The organism is Spirosoma gilvum (genome assembly GCF_054776815.1).
In genome coordinates, this window is sequence record NZ_BAAHBH010000006.1 from 389122 (window position 1) to 404299 (window position 15178).

Below are 15178 nucleotides of genomic sequence, written 5' to 3' on the forward strand. Positions count from 1 at the left end.
TGTCAAAAACGATGAGCCTCATCACCGAATCCGCTTACCTGAATTAGCGCACTTTATAGGCTTCTAACTCAATCTCAATTAGCTGGCCGGGCAAGGCTAATTCCTTCACGCCAAACCACGACCCGGTCGGAAACTGCTTTTTGTAGATCGTATTTCGGTAAGCCGACTGGTTCACAAATTCGGGCATGTTCGTGGTCAGAATATTCTCCACCACAACGTCGTCCCAGGTGTAGCCATAGTGCTTCAGAATTTTGTCCAGATCGGCGTAGCAATTTTTCATTTGTTGGCCCAGATCACCTTTCGCCGTCAGGTTTCCTTTCTCATCCATACTGACCGCCCCCGATATTTTCAGTTCATTGCCAATCCGAACGGCATGGGAATAGCCATACGCTTTTTCGAGTTCGGGCCGTAACATAAAATACTCCGGTGCATCGGATTGAGCCGCTGGTTTCTCATCTGTTTTTTGGGGAGCGGTATTGCAGCCGACGGCAAATAGGATCAGCGCGGCAAAAGCGGCCAGCATCATAGTGAATTGGTTGGGTTTCATTGGGATTTGGTTGGTTAATGTGAAGAGATCAATTCCCTTTTTTCAAAAAAGAGATCAATCCGGTGAAATACGTTTGCTGGTCGTCGTACATCGCCAGATGGCTACCGTTGGTACAGAGCAGAAAAGTGCCATTTTTGACCTGCCTGGCCATCATCGCCATGTGTTTAGGGTCCATCGTGTCGTAGGTGGCTCCAATCACAAGCGTCGGCACTGTTATTTTTGGCAGGTCTTTACTACGATCCCAGTTCTTTAGGTTAGCATCACCCGCCATGCCAAACTCGCTTGGTCCCTGCATAGTCACATACTGCTCCTGATTGAGTTTGGCTAACCCACGATTCAGCGGTTCGGGCCACTGCGCCGTTGGAAACCGGCAGATATGCTTTTCGTAATAATTGGGCAGCAGCAGTTCCATATAGCGCGGGTTGGTGAAGTCGCCTTTGGCTTCAAGGGTTTTGATCTCGGCCAGCACCTTCGGATCCATTTGTTTGGCCAGTACGTCGTTGGCGTACTGGCTGTAGGCGGGCGCGCTGCTCATCATGTTCGAGATAATTAAACCCTTGATGTTTTGTCCGTATTTAAGCGCATATTCAATACCCAAAATGCCCCCCCACGACTGACCATATAGGTAAAGGTTGTCTTTGTTTAACCCCAACGCTATCCGAACCTGCTCTACTTCTTCCACAAAACGGGGTAATACCCACAGGCTCTTGTCAGTCGGCCGGTCGCTGTTGCCCGCGCCGAGCTGATCGTAATAAATGAACTCAATGCCTTCTTTGGGCAGAAAACTCTCAAAACACTCGTAGGGGTCATGGTTGGCACCGGGCCCCCCGTGCAGAATCAGCACCTTAATTTTTGGGTTGTTGCCAATCCGCTTCGTCCACACGTTGAATGTGCCTTTCGGGGTCTTGATCGGGATTATTTTTACGCCCCCGGTTTGCATACCCGTATCGGCGGGGGCAAAATAGGTTTGGAGTGCGTTAGCCTTGTCGGCATTTGGTTTTGGCTCACAGCCGACAACGGCCAGGCCAATGAGCAAACCAGCAAAAGTGACCGGTAACAGCGAAGAGCGAAATTGGTTAATTTTCATGGGTCTATCGAATAGAGAAAAGGCTGCGAGGATACTGGTTTTATAGGCGCTCAGTCTTTGCTACTTGACGGCTACCGGTGCCGATGCAGATTCCTGGTAAAACGTCGCTTTCCACGCGCCATTGATTTTGGTGAAGAGCATCGTTCCCGCTACGTGTTCAAACTTCATTTTCTGGCCGGTTTTGAGCGTTGCATTTTGTTCCATTGAGAACGTATAAAGCACCAGCGAGTCAGTCAAAACCCGAATCGCTTCCTTTGCTGGCACGACACTCAACGTTTTCATCTGGCTGAACCCATCCGCGTTCAGCTTTTTAAGTGCATTGTAGTCTCCGAAGGTACCATCGGGATTGACCGCCTGAAAATCAGGCGTATTTTCAAAGTAGGTCATGCACGTTTCAATATCCAGTTTTTCCACCTGTTGGAAGAATTCTTTCACAAGGGAAGAAATTTCCTTTTCAACCGCTTGCTTTTGTTCAGGTGCCATTGCCGACACGGCAGTTGTCTGGGTAGGCGTTTCTTTAGCGGGTGAACTACAACCGGCGGCAAACAGGAACAAGGCCATAACAACAGCCATCATCTGGGGTACTTGATGAGTTTTCAATGGGTTAGTTTGATTAGGTTTAAAAATTTGGATTGACTGAAAAAACGGGTTCAGGCGAACGTTGGAAGCCTGTATCAGGATCAAACGTCGGCCCACTCGTTGAGCGGCACATGGGCGAGTTGGAACTGCATTCCCAGATCCTGAGCAGCCAACGCATAGCTATAAACGTTTCGGGCAGCGTTTACCGGGGCTTTGCCATTCAGCATGAGCGTCATATCCGATAGTTTATAGCTTTCGGTGTTGAGCAGGTAATTTCTGCCATGCAGCCCGGCGGTGGTTGCGGCCCGAAAAATCCCCTCGGCCACGTCGGAAACCGACACAATGGCCATCTCCACGTCGTGGTCAAACATCATCTGCACGAACGGATTGGGGGCCATTTTATGCTTGATAAGGTATTGCAGACCCACCGACGTCGAATCCTCACGGGACGACAGCGGTTTACCCATCACGCCCGTGGGCGACACGCTTACGATCTCGAAACCGGGTTGGGGGTGCGTGGCCACGAATGTTCGCACGGCCTGATCGGCGTAGTACTTGGCCTGCGCATAGGGAATGGATTCGGGGTCCAGATACGGCTCGTCAGCTTCGGTATACAGGTGGTCAGCGGGGTAGTGGGGGACGGGCATCGGGTAGGCAGTGTTGAGCGCACCTACTGAGGCTACAAACACCACCTTCTGTACCGAAGGCATTTGGCTGACCACCTTCAGGAAGTTCTCGGTGCCACGGACGGTCGGCTCGAATACCTCTTCCTGCGGATTCTCGGCGGCTAATTGAAAGGGAGTGCCGCTATGAACCACAATGTCGCAATCCCGTAAAAACTCTCCCAGGGTCGCTTCGTTGGTTACGTCCACTTCGCTGACGGTCAGGTTTTCAGCGTGAGAAAGCTGATGCAGATTCTGGTATTTTTCGGGCTTGGCAAGGTCTGTCGTGGATACCTTCACGGTATAGCCCTCGTTCAGAAATTTTTGGGTGACGTAGCTGCCAATGAAGCCAGCTCCGCCAATGATGCCTACCGTTCGCATAAAGTTTTGGGCTTAAATCACCGAGCTGTTTATAGCCCGGTGATGAAGAGGTGAACAGATTTGGTTGAGGAAGAAGAACTAATTAGTTGGCAGCCGAATAGGCCATATCGGGCAGGAGGTGACCAGTTCTCGATTCAATTCGCCAGATGAGGGTTTCCGCTTTGAACCGTGCGTATAACTTACCCTGATACTGTGGTTCGTATAGCGGTAATCGTAGCCACGGTAGGCCTCTGTAGGCCAGTAAGATGGCAGCTGGCAGGATATACAGGAAGCAAAAAACGCCGACGAACGAATAGTGGGAAACGGGAACGGCATGGTTAAACATAGTTTGGGTGTGATCTGAAACGGAGCGGCCTAATCAGCCCGGCAAAGCGATTTGGCTGATAACGGATCTAAACTATCGCTACCGTATTCCTCAACCAAGTACGCCCGGACGAGCGTACCCTTTTACTGTCCGAAAGGGGGTATATTTTTACCGGATGTGTAAACGGTAGTGCTGGTTTTGCCCGGCGGCCTCAAATGGTCTGGATTCGTTTCAGTAGTGCCTCGCGCAGGAGGTGGCTGAGCGGAATCGTTTTACCCCCGATTACAATATGGCCTTCGCCTACTTCATCGACCTGCGTCAGATTGGCCAGATAGGAGCGGTGTACCCGCACAAAATAGTTGGCCGGAAGTTTATCTTCCATCACCTTCAGGGTCGTTGTCAGCAGGTATTCTTTGTTGGCCGTATAGAGGTGGCAATAGTTGCGGTCGGCTTCCACGTAGAGAATATCGGCGATGAAAATCTTGACGATCTTTTCGCGGTGCCGCACAAAAATCCGGTCACTGAGAACAAAGGGTGCGTCGGGGGTAGGGTTGGCAGAAGTTGGCGGCTCGTCGACCAGGCGGCTCACGGCCAGTTCGATAGCCCGTTGTAGCTCAATTGTCCGGATCGGTTTGGCGATGTAAGCGTAGGGATGCGTTTTTTTTGCCCGGGCAAAGGTGGCCTCGTCGGTATTGGCCGTGACATAAATAATCGGGATGTTCCACTGCTGGTGGATAGCATGGGCTGTTTCGATACCGTCGAGTGAGCCTTTGAGACTGATATCGAGCAGAATCAGGTCAGGCCGGTTGGTTTCAGCATGTTGAATGGCTTCTTCGCCCCTGGGCACAATCCCGCTCACCTCATAACCCAGTCTAGTGAGTTGCAGGGCGATGTTGGCGGCAATGATCATGTCGTCCTCCACGACGAGCAACTTCAACGGGGTGTCCATACTATTTGTTGATCATTCGTCTGGTAATCATTACACGCGTACCGAAGGCTGAACTCAGTACCGCGTATCCTCGGTAGCGCTGGTCGTGTAATCAACACAGTTAGGACTTTCGCTCGGAGCCGTGCCACGGTTCTCTATGATACTTTATTAAACCGTGGCACGGCTCCGAGCGAAAGTCCTAACTGTAAATCTGCTACGAAGTAAACTCAAATTTTATAGTTATGAAAACCAATAACCTGATTAAGTGAAGCCAGTAGGATAAGAAGGATGTATGACAAATTACCATTCATCACTGAAATTTTACCATTAATACTGAAATTCCAATAAAAGATAAAAGGTACCTTGCATCGCATAGTACCTTTTAGTACCTTTGGATTAAGAAATTAACGAAATTCTATATACCAAATGAATATTGAAAACGCTCAAGTGCAAATGCGGAAGGGCATCCTGGAGTTCTGCATCTTGCACATCATATCGCGGGGCGAAGTTTACGCTTCCGATATGCTCGACGAGCTGACCTCCGCCCGAATCATGGTTGTGGAAGGTACACTGTACCCCCTGCTAACCCGATTGAAAAATGCCGGTCTGCTCGATTATAAATGGGTAGAGTCGACCTCCGGGCCACCACGTAAGTATTATATCCTGACCGAACTTGGCCGTAGTTCGCTGGATGCTCTGAACGAAACCTGGCAGGAACTTGCTGAATCGGTCAATTCGATTGTCGGTAAAGTAGAGCAGTATAAGAAACCAGCCAATGGAACATCCGCCATTTTGCCATCCGATCCAACCACTCCATCTGCCAACGCTTAACCTACTCTCTTCTCAATAGCCATGAAAAAGACAATAAGTATCAATATAAGTGGCGTCATCTTCCATATTGAAGAGGATGGCTACGATAAGCTTAAAAATTACCTGACGTCGGTTCAGCAATACTTTTCCACCTACGAAGACAGCCAGGAAATTGTAACCGACATCGAGAACCGTATTGCCGAAAAATTGCTGGTGAAGCTAAAAGCTGCTGATAAGCAGGCTATTTCGATGGAAGATGTGAACGAACTTGTGTCAGCCATGGGTACCGTTGCCGACTTCGAAGCCGTAGAGGAAGAAGAAGTCCTCGTAACCAGTGGCGGTCGTAACTCGGCCAACGGTATAGGGCAAGGGGCAAAGGGCACAGGAAGTCAGAACCCAGCCCAGGACCCTCAGCCCTATGCCCCGAACCCTACTTTCGAACCTCGTCGGTTGGTGCGCGACCTGCGTCGGAAAACACTGGGTGGCGTATGTTCCGGTCTGGCTCATTACTTCAATATCGATGTTGTTTGGGTTCGGCTAATTTTTCTGACCTTATTCCTGGCATTACCCCCACTCGGGCAGGAGTTTGGCGCTGGCGTTTCGGGCTTTACCCTGATTGTGTACATCGCCATGTGGATTGCCCTGCCAGGGGTCAGCACCATTGAGGACGACAAAACAGTCAAAAAATTCTTTCGGAATCCCGAAGATAAAGTACTGGGCGGAGTAGCCTCCGGGATTGCAGCCTATTTTGGCGTCGATACGGGTATTATTCGATTGCTGTTTGTGTTAGGTATCGTCTTATTTGGCGTTGGTTTTCTGCTCTATATTGTCCTCTGGATGATTGCTCCCCAGGCCAACACATTGACCGAAAAGATGGAGATGCAGGGACAGCCCATTACGTTGTCGAATATTGAGCACAGCATTAAGCAGAACCTGAATATCAACGAATCGCCGAACAACGAAAGCACACTTACCCGTGTTCTGCTGTTTCCGTTTCGGGCCATTGCCACCATCATCGGTGGGTTGGGTAGTGCGCTGGGGCCGTTTCTGAACGCTGTGGTCGCCGTCATTCGGATTTTTGCCGGAGTACTGATGCTCGTCCTTGCCTTTGCGCTGATGGTTGCCTGTCTGGCTGTTCTGGGCGCATCCATTGGAATCGGCACCCACATTGGACCAGGTTCTGATTTCATGCCTATTGAGTTTATCCGGTCCGAGCTAACGTTACCAATGGTCTTGTCAGCGTTTTTGGTTGGGTTTATTCCTGCTTTTGGCCTGGCCATACTGGGTATTATGCTGATTGTAATGCGGAGTGTGTTGAGTAGCCGTACTGCTCTGACACTGGCTGGTGTTTGGCTCGTGAGTCTGGTGATTTTTGGCGGCACAGTAACGCCCGTAATCAGCAGCTTCCAGCGCCGGGGTACAGTTGAAGAAACCAAAGTGCTTAACGTTCCTGCTGCCATTCCCACCTTCGCCATGAATAACGTGGAGAACGACGACAATTGGCGGCCATCGATCGAACTGAAAGGTTACGAAGGAAGTGCGTTAAATCTGGTTCAGTATTTCCGCTCGCAGGGCCGTACTCGGGCCGATGCCCAGGCCAACGCCCGCCAGATCCGCTATGTGTATACCATCAAAGATTCGACCGTTCGCTTCGACGAAACGCTCGAACTGGCGCCTAAATCTCGTTTCCGAGGTCAGGATTTGGATATGGATCTGATGATCCCGTACGAAAAACCGTTCCGCATGACCCGCGAGTTTGCCCGGTTTATTCGGAATGAGTTTGGCGAGAAAGAATTTGACCGGATGGAATCGAGTATCTGGAAATTTACCAAGGTCGATGGTCTGGTGTGCATCAACTATCCACGGGAAAAAGACCGGGGGTACGATGATGAAGACAATGACGTAACGGATCTTACCGAAGATGTACAGAATGCCGTTGCCAGCGAATTGGGCGACGATTTCGATCATATTGGCGACCATACCCGCCAGTTCAACGCTACTGACTTCTCGAAAGTCGATGTAGGCGGTGCTTTTGTTGTTCGCTTCCGCAAAGGCGACACTTACAAAGTGGTGGCCGATGGACGTGAAAAAGATCTGGACGATGTCAATGTGAAAGTGGAAGGAGGTACCTTGAAAGTATTCATTGATCGTCGTGGAATCTTCGACTGGAGCAATCGGAAGCGCATAGGTCTGACCATTACAGTACCAAAAGCCATTGACGAACTGCAATTAACTGGGGCCTCTAAAGCCAGCCTGACTGGTTTCGAGCGGTACGACCACCTAACCATCGGTATGAGTGGTGCCTGCCGTACTGTATTCGACGGAGAAGTCGGCAAGCTGGATTTGGACATGTCGGGCGCTTCCAATACGGTGTTGCATGGCCATGCGGACCAACTGGATGCCGAACTGAGCGGTGCCTGCAAACTGGAAGCAACCAGTATGAGCATACAACGAGCTAAAGTCGATGCAAATGGAGCCAGCCATGCAGACCTGGGTCAGGTGGGTACACTCGATTCCGAAACCTCAGGAGCCAGCAAGGTGACGCGGCAGTAGTTTAATGATTGAATGATAGAATTTTGAATGATTGAATAGATTACTTCGCTTATTCAGTCATTCAAAATTCTATTATTCAATCATTTAGCCTTCTTTTCGGCGGCTTCCTCAACTTTTTCTTCTGCCAGAGCGGCTTCTTTTTCCTGCTGTTTGTTTTCCCGTTCGAATACGTGAATCAGCACAATGAAATAGGAGAGGAGCAAAGGGCCGATTACCAGGCCAATAATCCCAAAGATAGGAACACCCAGCACAATACCTGCCAGCGTAATGAGTGGATGAATATCGCCCATGCGTTTGGCCAGCATGATGCGGAGGAGGTTATCGATATTGATAATGACAATGACTCCGACCAACAGAATACCAGTTCCCTCACCGGTATTGCCCTGTGAGAGCTGAATGAGTCCGGCTGGTGCCCAAACCAGAGGTGTACCTAAAACGGGAATAAACGCCAGAAAAAAGGCAACGGTCCCCCAAAACGGCGAATCGGGTACGCCAAAAATCCAGAGGGTTAATCCCGTCAGAACACCCTGTACCAGACTCACCAGAGCCTGCCCTAATACGTTAGCATTTACGTTATTCTTAAGTGATTCAGCCAGTTCTTTCTGCGTGTCCCGTTTGAAAGGCAAGTATTTTTGAAGCCCCTTCTGGAACGACTCCTGCTGCACAAACATGAAGTACAAGGTGAAGAGCATCAGGCCAATGATCACGATGAAGTCCAGTGCGCCACCCGCTATGGAAGGCAATAATCGACTCGCATACGTACCACCCTGTCGGAGTACAGCCTGAATATTTTGCTGACTGGTGATCTTATAACCCGTTAGTTCCTCCAGTTTTTTAACCAGATTCAGGATAACTTCCGTATGCTGACTATAGTATTGAATGCGGTCGATCAGCAATAGGCTGAGGGTTAAGAAGGGCATGATAATCACCACCAGCGAAAAAACGATCAGCAGCGATGATACCAACGATCGATTCCATTTTCGTTTAATAGCCAGCGCCGTAAACCAGGGACGGAAGACGACATACAATATGCCTGCTCCCAGAAATGCCGTCATATAACCGCTTAAGCCAAACAGGATGAAGCCGGCAATAATGAGTAGGCTTGCAATGAGTAAAATGCGTTGTTGTTGAGGGGTATAAATCGAATTCATCGTGTAAACGGTACCGTATACGTACACGGTATGCTATTAAAGAACATGTTAAAGGTGCGGAAATGTTTTGGAAGCAAAAAAGGAGGAAGGGAAGAAAGGAGAAAAGATAGATATTTCAATTCTTTTCTCCTTTCTTCCCGTCCTCCTTTCTCCTCATTTTAGCACTCCGTCGCACTGAGGGCTAATCCGGCTTCGGAGGTTTCTTTGTATTTGGTCGACATATCACGGCCGGTGGCTTTCATCACTTTGATAACGGCATCGAGCGAGATTTTCTGGAACGAAGCGGCTCCTGAAGTGGCCAGCAGATAAGCATTATAGGCTTTTACGGCTCCCATCGCATTGCGTTCGATACACGGAATCTGTACGTAGCCACCTATTGGATCGCAGGTCATGCCGAGGTGATGTTCGATGGCAATTTCGGCGGCAGCTTCAATCGGGCCAATATTGACTTGATCCTGAGCGCAGCGGGTCAGAAAAGCCGCTCCCATTGCCGAAGCCGTACCGATTTCGCCCATGCACCCCATCTCGGCTCCCGAAATACTAGCGTTGTGTTTGACCAGAAAGCCAATAGCGGCTGCTGCCAGCATACCCACTCGCAAGGTAGCTTTGTCGTGATGAAAATGATGTTTTGCTAAGTACGTAAGCCCAGGAATTACGCCCGATGCCCCCGAAGTGGGGGCTGTGACCACGATGCCACCAGCCGCATTTTCTTCTGAAGCCGCTAAGCAGTATGCATTCAGGAAAATCAGGAAGCTATCCGACGAATGGCTCATTTCCCTGGCCTGTTGAAATAGAATCGGTGCTTTTCGACTCAGTTTTATCGAACCCGGCAGCGTACCTTTATGTCGTAGTCCACGCCGAACGGCTTTATGCATAAAGTCCAGAATCTGGTCGATTCGCTGGTTAATTTCGGCCCGGCTCCGACCCGTGATAGCCATTTCGTTGGCCATCAACAGCTCATCCAGAGTAAGGTTATGGTCGGTAAGCTGGCCTTTCAGCTCGGCCATTGTACTGTATGGATACGGAACTGACTGTGGGCTGGCCGCCACTTCGGCCTCACCTTTTCGAAGGATAAAACCACCTCCAATGGAGTAATACTCTTCTTCGGCCAGTGTTTCGTCGTCCGCCATTAGCGTCAGCACCATCGTGTTGGCATAGGGCGAATCGTACCGTTTTTTATGGAAGAAAATCTGCTTCGGGCCTATACCAATCGTTTGAGAGCCTACCGGAACCGGATAGATTACTGACTCATCCCGCAACAGTTTTAGCAAGGCATCGGGATCGGTGGTTTCGGGTTGCCAGCCGAGTAGGCCAGCCACAATAGCCCGATCGGTACCGTGCCCTTTACCAGTAGCACTCAATGAACCATACAGGTGTATCTGAATGGCACTGGCCCGTTGTTGTGCATCGGGAGGGAGTTGGGCGAGTCGCTGTCGGAAATCGAACGCGGCTTTCATGGGGCCAATGGTATGCGAACTGGATGGCCCCGGCCCGACTTTAAACAGATCGAAAACCGATGTAGTAATAGGCGAGGAAATCATTGTTGATGAAGGTTTTAAGGGAGCCGTAAACTACTTATCCAACGCTCGGATCTGCGCCAGATATTCGGTTGGCAGCAGGACCCGCTGGACAAATGAACGTAGTCCAATGGCATTCAGGAGGCCATACAAGCCCAGTGAATAGTTGAGCAGTGGTTTCTGTGGTAATTCGAGTAAGTGACGAACCTGTTTAGGGACCAGCATTCCCTGTACCTGTCGGAGCAGATCGTATCGCCAGTTGCCTAACTCGTCACGGTATCGTTGAAAGAGTCGGTCTGTGAACTCGCTGCGGACCAAATCGCGGTTAAGATGAAGCTCCCGATCGGTCTGCCAATCGGTATACGTAGTCGGTAAGTCAGGCACCCCCATCCCAGCCCCTACTTCACGAAAGGTAGCAAATAGCTCGTTGCGCTCGCTATCGGTGAGCGGACGTTTTAGCAATTCAAAAGCGCGTTGCGAGTAGTCGATGAGCATGTAAAGTACATCGCGATAAGCCCAGTCGGGGATTTGGTACCCTCGCTTTTGCTCGATGCCCTGATGAATAGCTCCCATTCGGCTTATGGCCTGGCGGGCTTTCTCGTCAGGGGTGAACACTATTTCCTGCGCATACCGAACGGTCGAAAACAAGCGCCCAATCGGGTCGGCAGGTAATTTTCCCGTATAAAATAACCAGTCAACAGCTCGGTTGAGGGCAAACTCAGCCGCCGATCCGGCAAAGACTAACAGGATTACATCGGCGTCGCCCCAGATCTGGCGAACAATAGAGCCGGGTTTAACGAAGTATTTCATTGAAAAGCCATTTTGTGGTCATTCAGTAGTACGGATCGTTTTGATCGCTGCCCACAATTCAGTAGCAATATATACCAATGAATGACCTACTTACATAGCTAATACAACAAATTCGACGCGCCGGTTCTTTCGTTTATTCTCTTCGGTATCGTTGGGAGCAGCCGGGTGCGTATCGCCATACCCGTTGTGGCGGAGACGGGTTTCGGCAATACCGTTTCGAATGAGGTAGTTGGTAATAATTTTAGCCCTGTTCTCCGAAAGCGCCTGATTCAATCGACGGTCACCGACATTATCGGTATGCCCGGCAATTTCAATTACCAGTTTTGGCATCGAGACCAGGGTTTTGACGAGTTTGTTTAATTGCGGATAGGACTCGGCCCGCAGCACGTAACTACTCTGATCGAAGTACACATTGTCGAGCCGAAATGCCTGATTGAGCTGTAGGTTTCGAAACACCGTATCGGCCTTGGGTTCTTCTTTTTCGAGACGGATCACGTATCCATAATCTGCACAGGTATCGCACGAAACGGCCATGAGTTCTTCTGCCTCAAAATAGCCGGGTGAACTGGCGATGACATTCAGTGTATCGGTACGAGTGAGCACAAATGCGAAGGGTTTGCCGTTGGCATAACTCTTTCCCACAAACTTTTTATTGGCCATTTTTGCCTGAATCGTGAACTGGGCTGGAATTTCTAGTGACGTTTTGTCATCGACAGCAGAAATAGTAAACAGCGTTTTCTGCGTTCGGGCAACGGCAATATTCTGGCTGTAGGCTGTTGAAAATACCGCCAGAAAACAAATTAAAAAGGTTAAAGCACGCATATGGGTTACGGTTAGTCATGGTCTATGCGTAACTATATTACAAAAAAAATGCCGCTTTTGTCAAGTATGAGATGTAAGCGGATTGGTATATAAAAAATATGCCTTAGACAGCTAACAAATGAAAAAGCCAGCTCATTACTGAACTGGCTTTTCGTTTAGTTGATCTTCAGAACGGCCATAAACGCTTCCTGTGGGATTTCGACGTTGCCGACCTGGCGCATGCGTTTCTTCCCTTTTTTCTGCTTCTCAAGCAGTTTACGTTTTCGGGAAATATCGCCACCATAACACTTGGCCAAAACGTCTTTGCGCAGGGCACTCAGGGTTTCGCGGGCAATGATTTTCTGCCCGATAGCCGCCTGAATGGCGATTTCGAACTGTTGACGAGGGATTAGTTCTCTGAGTTTTTCGCACAGTTTTTTACCCCATTCATACGATTTCGAGCGGTGAACGATGGCCGAGAGCGCATCGACTTTATCGCCATTGAGCATAACGTCGAGCTTGACCATGTCCGATTCGCGGTTGTCCATAAACTCGTAGTCGAGGGAGGCATAGCCGCGCGAGATCGTCTTGAGTTTATCGAAGAAGTCGAATACAACTTCGGCCAATGGCATCTCAAACTGAAGTTCAACGCGCTCGGCGGTCAGATATACCTGGTTTTTCAGTATACTCCGCTTGTCCATACACAGACTCATGATGCCACCGACATACTCAGCCTTTGTGATGATCTGTGCCCGGATAAACGGTTCCTCAATATAGTCGATCAAGTTGGGGTCGGGCATTTCGGCAGGAGCCGATACCTGAATTTCCTGGCCTTTGGTGGTCATCACCTCGAAGCGTACCGAGGGCACCGTGGTAATAACCGTCATGTCGAATTCGCGCTCCAGGCGTTCCTGTACAATTTCCATATGGAGCATGCCCAGGAAGCCGCATCGGAAACCAAAGCCCAAAGCCGCCGATGTTTCGGGTTCCCAAACCAGTGCGGCATCGTTGAGCTGGAGTTTCTCCATCGCATCGCGGAGGTCTTCGAATTCGCTGGTTTCTACCGGATAAATCCCCGCAAACACCATTGGTTTTACTTCCGAGAAACCCTGAATAGCCGAACTGGCGGGATTTTCGACCGTAGTAACGGTGTCACCCACTTTTACTTCTTTCGCGATTTTAATGCCCGAAATCAGGTAGCCTACATCGCCACATTCGATCACGGGCTTAGGCACCTGATCTAGGCCGAGTGTACCTACCTCATCGGCGATATATTCTTTGCCGGTGTTCATGAACTTAACCCGGTCACCTTTCCGAATTCGTCCGTTCTTAACCCGGAAAATAACTTCTATACCGCGATAAGAGTTAAAATGCGAATCGAAGATAAGGGCCTGTAACGCTCCATCAGGATCGCCGGTTGGAGCCGGAATTCGCTCGACAATGGCCGCCAGAATTTCAGGAACGCCAATCCCTTCTTTTCCCGATGCTGGAATAATGTCGTCCCGATCGCAGCCCAGCAGGTCAACCATCTCGTCCTTAATCTCTTCAGGCATAGCGCCCGGCAGGTCGATCTTGTTGAGGACCGGTATAATCACCAGGTCATTGTTCAGAGCCAGATACAGATTGGAAATCGTCTGGGCTTCGGTTCCCTGCGACGCATCGACCAGCAGTAAGGCTCCTTCACAGGCGGCAATGGACCGCGAAACCTCGTAGGAAAAGTCAACGTGTCCTGGTGTATCAATCAGGTTTAGGGTATATAGCTCACCCTTGTGCATATACTCCATCTGGATGGCGTGGCTCTTGATGGTAATGCCGCGTTCTCGTTCCAGATCCATATCGTCGAGCAGTTGGGCCTGCATATCGCGGGCTCCTACTGTCTTGGTAAATTCTAATAATCGATCGGCCAGGGTGCTTTTGCCGTGGTCGATATGAGCAATAATGCAAAAATTACGGATGTGTTTCACGTAGGAAAATCCTGTTTGAGGTTTGTAGTTCAAACGCTACGGGCCAAACTACTTTTTAAATTGCAAAAATACGCATAAAAAACAAACGCCGGACTCATCGGGGAGCCGGCGTGTTCAATTACACTTCATCAACAAACTAAAAACCAAATGCTGTAGGAGGGGGACTCGAACCGCCCACGGTGCAGTTAGCTACAGTACAACTCTGGTGGTCAACCCCAGTCGCCACAAGGACGGCATTATGCTGCGTTTATCCTTTATCACCACCCCCGAGACAGGAGGGCACGTCTGCCAATTTCGACATCCTACAGTGTGAGGAAAAAATGTCAAGAAGACCGGCGTGTGACCCCGCTCGATCAACTTGACAATACAAAGTTAAGTTATATTGTCTATTCATTGCAAATTTCACATAAAATTTTCTTAAAATTTATAATTCATTTAAAAATGGAGTAGATTTGTTACGCTTCATCGAATAATTGATTGAAATGGCGGAAAAAAATTTAGAAATTGATAATACCGATCTGAAAATCCTGAGCCTGCTAATGCAGGACGCCAACATGCCGTACACCGAAATTGGGAAACGAATCTTCGTTTCGGGGGGGACAGTTCATGTGCGGATGAATAAACTTCGGCAGATGGGGATCGTTCGGGGATCGCAACTGGTGATCGACCACGCCAAACTGGGTTGGGACATCAGTGCCTTTCTGGGTATTTACTTAGATAAAAGTTCATTGTACGAAGACGTATCCCGGCAACTGGAAAAAATTCCGGAGGTCGTCAACGTCCATTATACTACCGGCATTTATAGCATATTCGCTAAAATCGTTTGCCGCGACACCCAGCACCTACGGGAAGTACTCCACGATAAGATCCAGAAAGTGAGTGGCGTACAGCGAACAGAGACCTTTATCTCACTTGAAGAGAGCATTAATCGCTCAATCCCGTTTTCGGAAGAGTGAAAAAGCGTGGAGCAAGGGGCGTGGTGCATGGAGCGTGGAGCTGGGATAGAACTTCCCCGCCATCCCAGCTCCACGCTCCCAGCCCCACGCCCCTTGCTCCACGCGTTGAACCCTAAACGGTCCTAAAC

At 49.6% G+C, this 15178-nt stretch carries 14 protein-coding genes; 3 read left to right on the plus strand and 11 right to left on the minus strand.

The annotated features are described in order from the left end of the window. Positions 1–43: 43 nt before the first annotated feature. The 6 genes from ACYVFD_RS18095 to ACYVFD_RS18120 all read right to left on the minus strand — a co-directional run bounded on the left by ACYVFD_RS18095 (position 44) and on the right by ACYVFD_RS18120 (position 4509). Positions 44–547, minus strand: coding sequence for a RidA family protein (locus ACYVFD_RS18095; protein ID WP_461091785.1), 504 nt, complete (start codon positions 545–547; stop codon positions 44–46). Positions 548–575: 28 nt separating this feature from the next. Beyond that, positions 576–1634 carry a proline iminopeptidase-family hydrolase gene (locus tag ACYVFD_RS18100; RefSeq protein ID WP_461091787.1) on the minus strand — a complete coding sequence of 353 codons (1059 nt, stop codon included), beginning with the start codon at positions 1632–1634 and terminating at the stop codon, positions 576–578. A 60-nt stretch (positions 1635–1694) separates the two neighbouring features. Next, a complete protein-coding gene (locus ACYVFD_RS18105) occupies positions 1695–2234 on the minus strand; it encodes a nuclear transport factor 2 family protein (protein WP_461091789.1) in 540 nt (179 codons plus the stop codon). Between the two features lie 80 nt (positions 2235–2314). Further along, positions 2315–3256, minus strand: coding sequence for an NAD-dependent epimerase/dehydratase family protein (locus ACYVFD_RS18110; RefSeq protein WP_461091791.1), 942 nt, complete (start codon positions 3254–3256; stop codon positions 2315–2317). 82 nt (positions 3257–3338) lie between these two features. Further along, the gene (locus tag ACYVFD_RS18115) at positions 3339–3581 is read right to left on the minus strand and encodes a hypothetical protein (protein ID WP_461091793.1); all 243 of its coding nucleotides are present in this window, start codon (positions 3579–3581) and stop codon (positions 3339–3341) included. A 190-nt stretch (positions 3582–3771) separates the two neighbouring features. After that, positions 3772–4509: a LytR/AlgR family response regulator transcription factor gene (locus tag ACYVFD_RS18120; protein ID WP_461091795.1), complete on the minus strand. Its 738-nt coding sequence runs from the start codon at positions 4507–4509 to the stop codon at positions 3772–3774. Between the two features lie 405 nt (positions 4510–4914). On the opposite strand from ACYVFD_RS18120, the gene ACYVFD_RS18125 reads away from it, so the two are divergent. Together ACYVFD_RS18125 and ACYVFD_RS18130 are read left to right on the plus strand one after the other, a co-directional pair. Further along, positions 4915–5319 (plus strand): PadR family transcriptional regulator, encoded by a 405-nt coding sequence (locus tag ACYVFD_RS18125; protein WP_461091797.1) that lies wholly within the window; start codon positions 4915–4917, stop codon positions 5317–5319. Positions 5320–5340: 21 nt separating this feature from the next. Beyond that, positions 5341–7851 (plus strand): PspC domain-containing protein, encoded by a 2511-nt coding sequence (locus ACYVFD_RS18130; RefSeq protein WP_461091799.1) that lies wholly within the window; start codon positions 5341–5343, stop codon positions 7849–7851. 80 nt (positions 7852–7931) lie between these two features. On the opposite strand, the gene ACYVFD_RS18135 is transcribed toward ACYVFD_RS18130, so the two are convergent. The 5 genes from ACYVFD_RS18135 to lepA all read right to left on the minus strand — a co-directional run bounded on the left by ACYVFD_RS18135 (position 7932) and on the right by lepA (position 14094). After that, complete coding sequence (locus ACYVFD_RS18135) at positions 7932–9002, minus strand: AI-2E family transporter (protein WP_461091801.1); 1071 nt, start codon at positions 9000–9002, stop codon at positions 7932–7934. A gap of 158 nt (positions 9003–9160) precedes the next feature. After that, the gene (locus tag ACYVFD_RS18140; RefSeq protein WP_461091803.1) at positions 9161–10543 is read right to left on the minus strand and encodes an L-serine ammonia-lyase; all 1383 of its coding nucleotides are present in this window, start codon (positions 10541–10543) and stop codon (positions 9161–9163) included. A gap of 30 nt (positions 10544–10573) precedes the next feature. Next, positions 10574–11329, minus strand: coding sequence for an oxygenase MpaB family protein (locus tag ACYVFD_RS18145; protein WP_461091805.1), 756 nt, complete (start codon positions 11327–11329; stop codon positions 10574–10576). A 90-nt stretch (positions 11330–11419) separates the two neighbouring features. After that, the gene (locus tag ACYVFD_RS18150) at positions 11420–12151 is read right to left on the minus strand and encodes an OmpA family protein (protein ID WP_461091807.1); all 732 of its coding nucleotides are present in this window, start codon (positions 12149–12151) and stop codon (positions 11420–11422) included. A gap of 155 nt (positions 12152–12306) precedes the next feature. Next, the gene (gene lepA, locus ACYVFD_RS18155) at positions 12307–14094 is read right to left on the minus strand and encodes a translation elongation factor 4 (protein WP_461091809.1); all 1788 of its coding nucleotides are present in this window, start codon (positions 14092–14094) and stop codon (positions 12307–12309) included. Between the two features lie 482 nt (positions 14095–14576). On the opposite strand from lepA, the gene ACYVFD_RS18160 reads away from it, so the two are divergent. Beyond that, positions 14577–15050 carry an Lrp/AsnC ligand binding domain-containing protein gene (locus ACYVFD_RS18160; protein ID WP_080057511.1) on the plus strand — a complete coding sequence of 158 codons (474 nt, stop codon included), beginning with the start codon at positions 14577–14579 and terminating at the stop codon, positions 15048–15050. The last annotated feature ends 128 nt before the right edge of the window (positions 15051–15178 follow it).

Excerpts from the sequence above, each read along its gene's own strand:
- ACYVFD_RS18115 (WP_461091793.1), bottom strand. The coding sequence starts at position 3,581 with ATGTTTAACCATGCCGTTCCCGTTTCCCACTATTCGTTCGTCGGCGTT.
- ACYVFD_RS18135 (WP_461091801.1), bottom strand. The coding sequence starts at position 9,002 with ATGAATTCGATTTATACCCCTCAACAACAACGCATTTTACTCATTGCA.
- ACYVFD_RS18140 (WP_461091803.1), bottom strand. The coding sequence starts at position 10,543 with ATGATTTCCTCGCCTATTACTACATCGGTTTTCGATCTGTTTAAAGTC.
- ACYVFD_RS18095 (WP_461091785.1), bottom strand. The coding sequence starts at position 547 with ATGAAACCCAACCAATTCACTATGATGCTGGCCGCTTTTGCCGCGCTG.
- ACYVFD_RS18120 (WP_461091795.1), bottom strand. The coding sequence starts at position 4,509 with ATGGACACCCCGTTGAAGTTGCTCGTCGTGGAGGACGACATGATCATT.
- ACYVFD_RS18150 (WP_461091807.1), bottom strand. The coding sequence starts at position 12,151 with ATGCGTGCTTTAACCTTTTTAATTTGTTTTCTGGCGGTATTTTCAACA.
- ACYVFD_RS18125 (WP_461091797.1), top strand. The coding sequence starts at position 4,915 with ATGAATATTGAAAACGCTCAAGTGCAAATGCGGAAGGGCATCCTGGAG.
- ACYVFD_RS18130 (WP_461091799.1), top strand. The coding sequence starts at position 5,341 with ATGAAAAAGACAATAAGTATCAATATAAGTGGCGTCATCTTCCATATT.
- ACYVFD_RS18160 (WP_080057511.1), top strand. The coding sequence starts at position 14,577 with ATGGCGGAAAAAAATTTAGAAATTGATAATACCGATCTGAAAATCCTG.
- ACYVFD_RS18145 (WP_461091805.1), bottom strand. The coding sequence starts at position 11,329 with ATGAAATACTTCGTTAAACCCGGCTCTATTGTTCGCCAGATCTGGGGC.
- ACYVFD_RS18100 (WP_461091787.1), bottom strand. The coding sequence starts at position 1,634 with ATGAAAATTAACCAATTTCGCTCTTCGCTGTTACCGGTCACTTTTGCT.
- ACYVFD_RS18110 (WP_461091791.1), bottom strand. The coding sequence starts at position 3,256 with ATGCGAACGGTAGGCATCATTGGCGGAGCTGGCTTCATTGGCAGCTAC.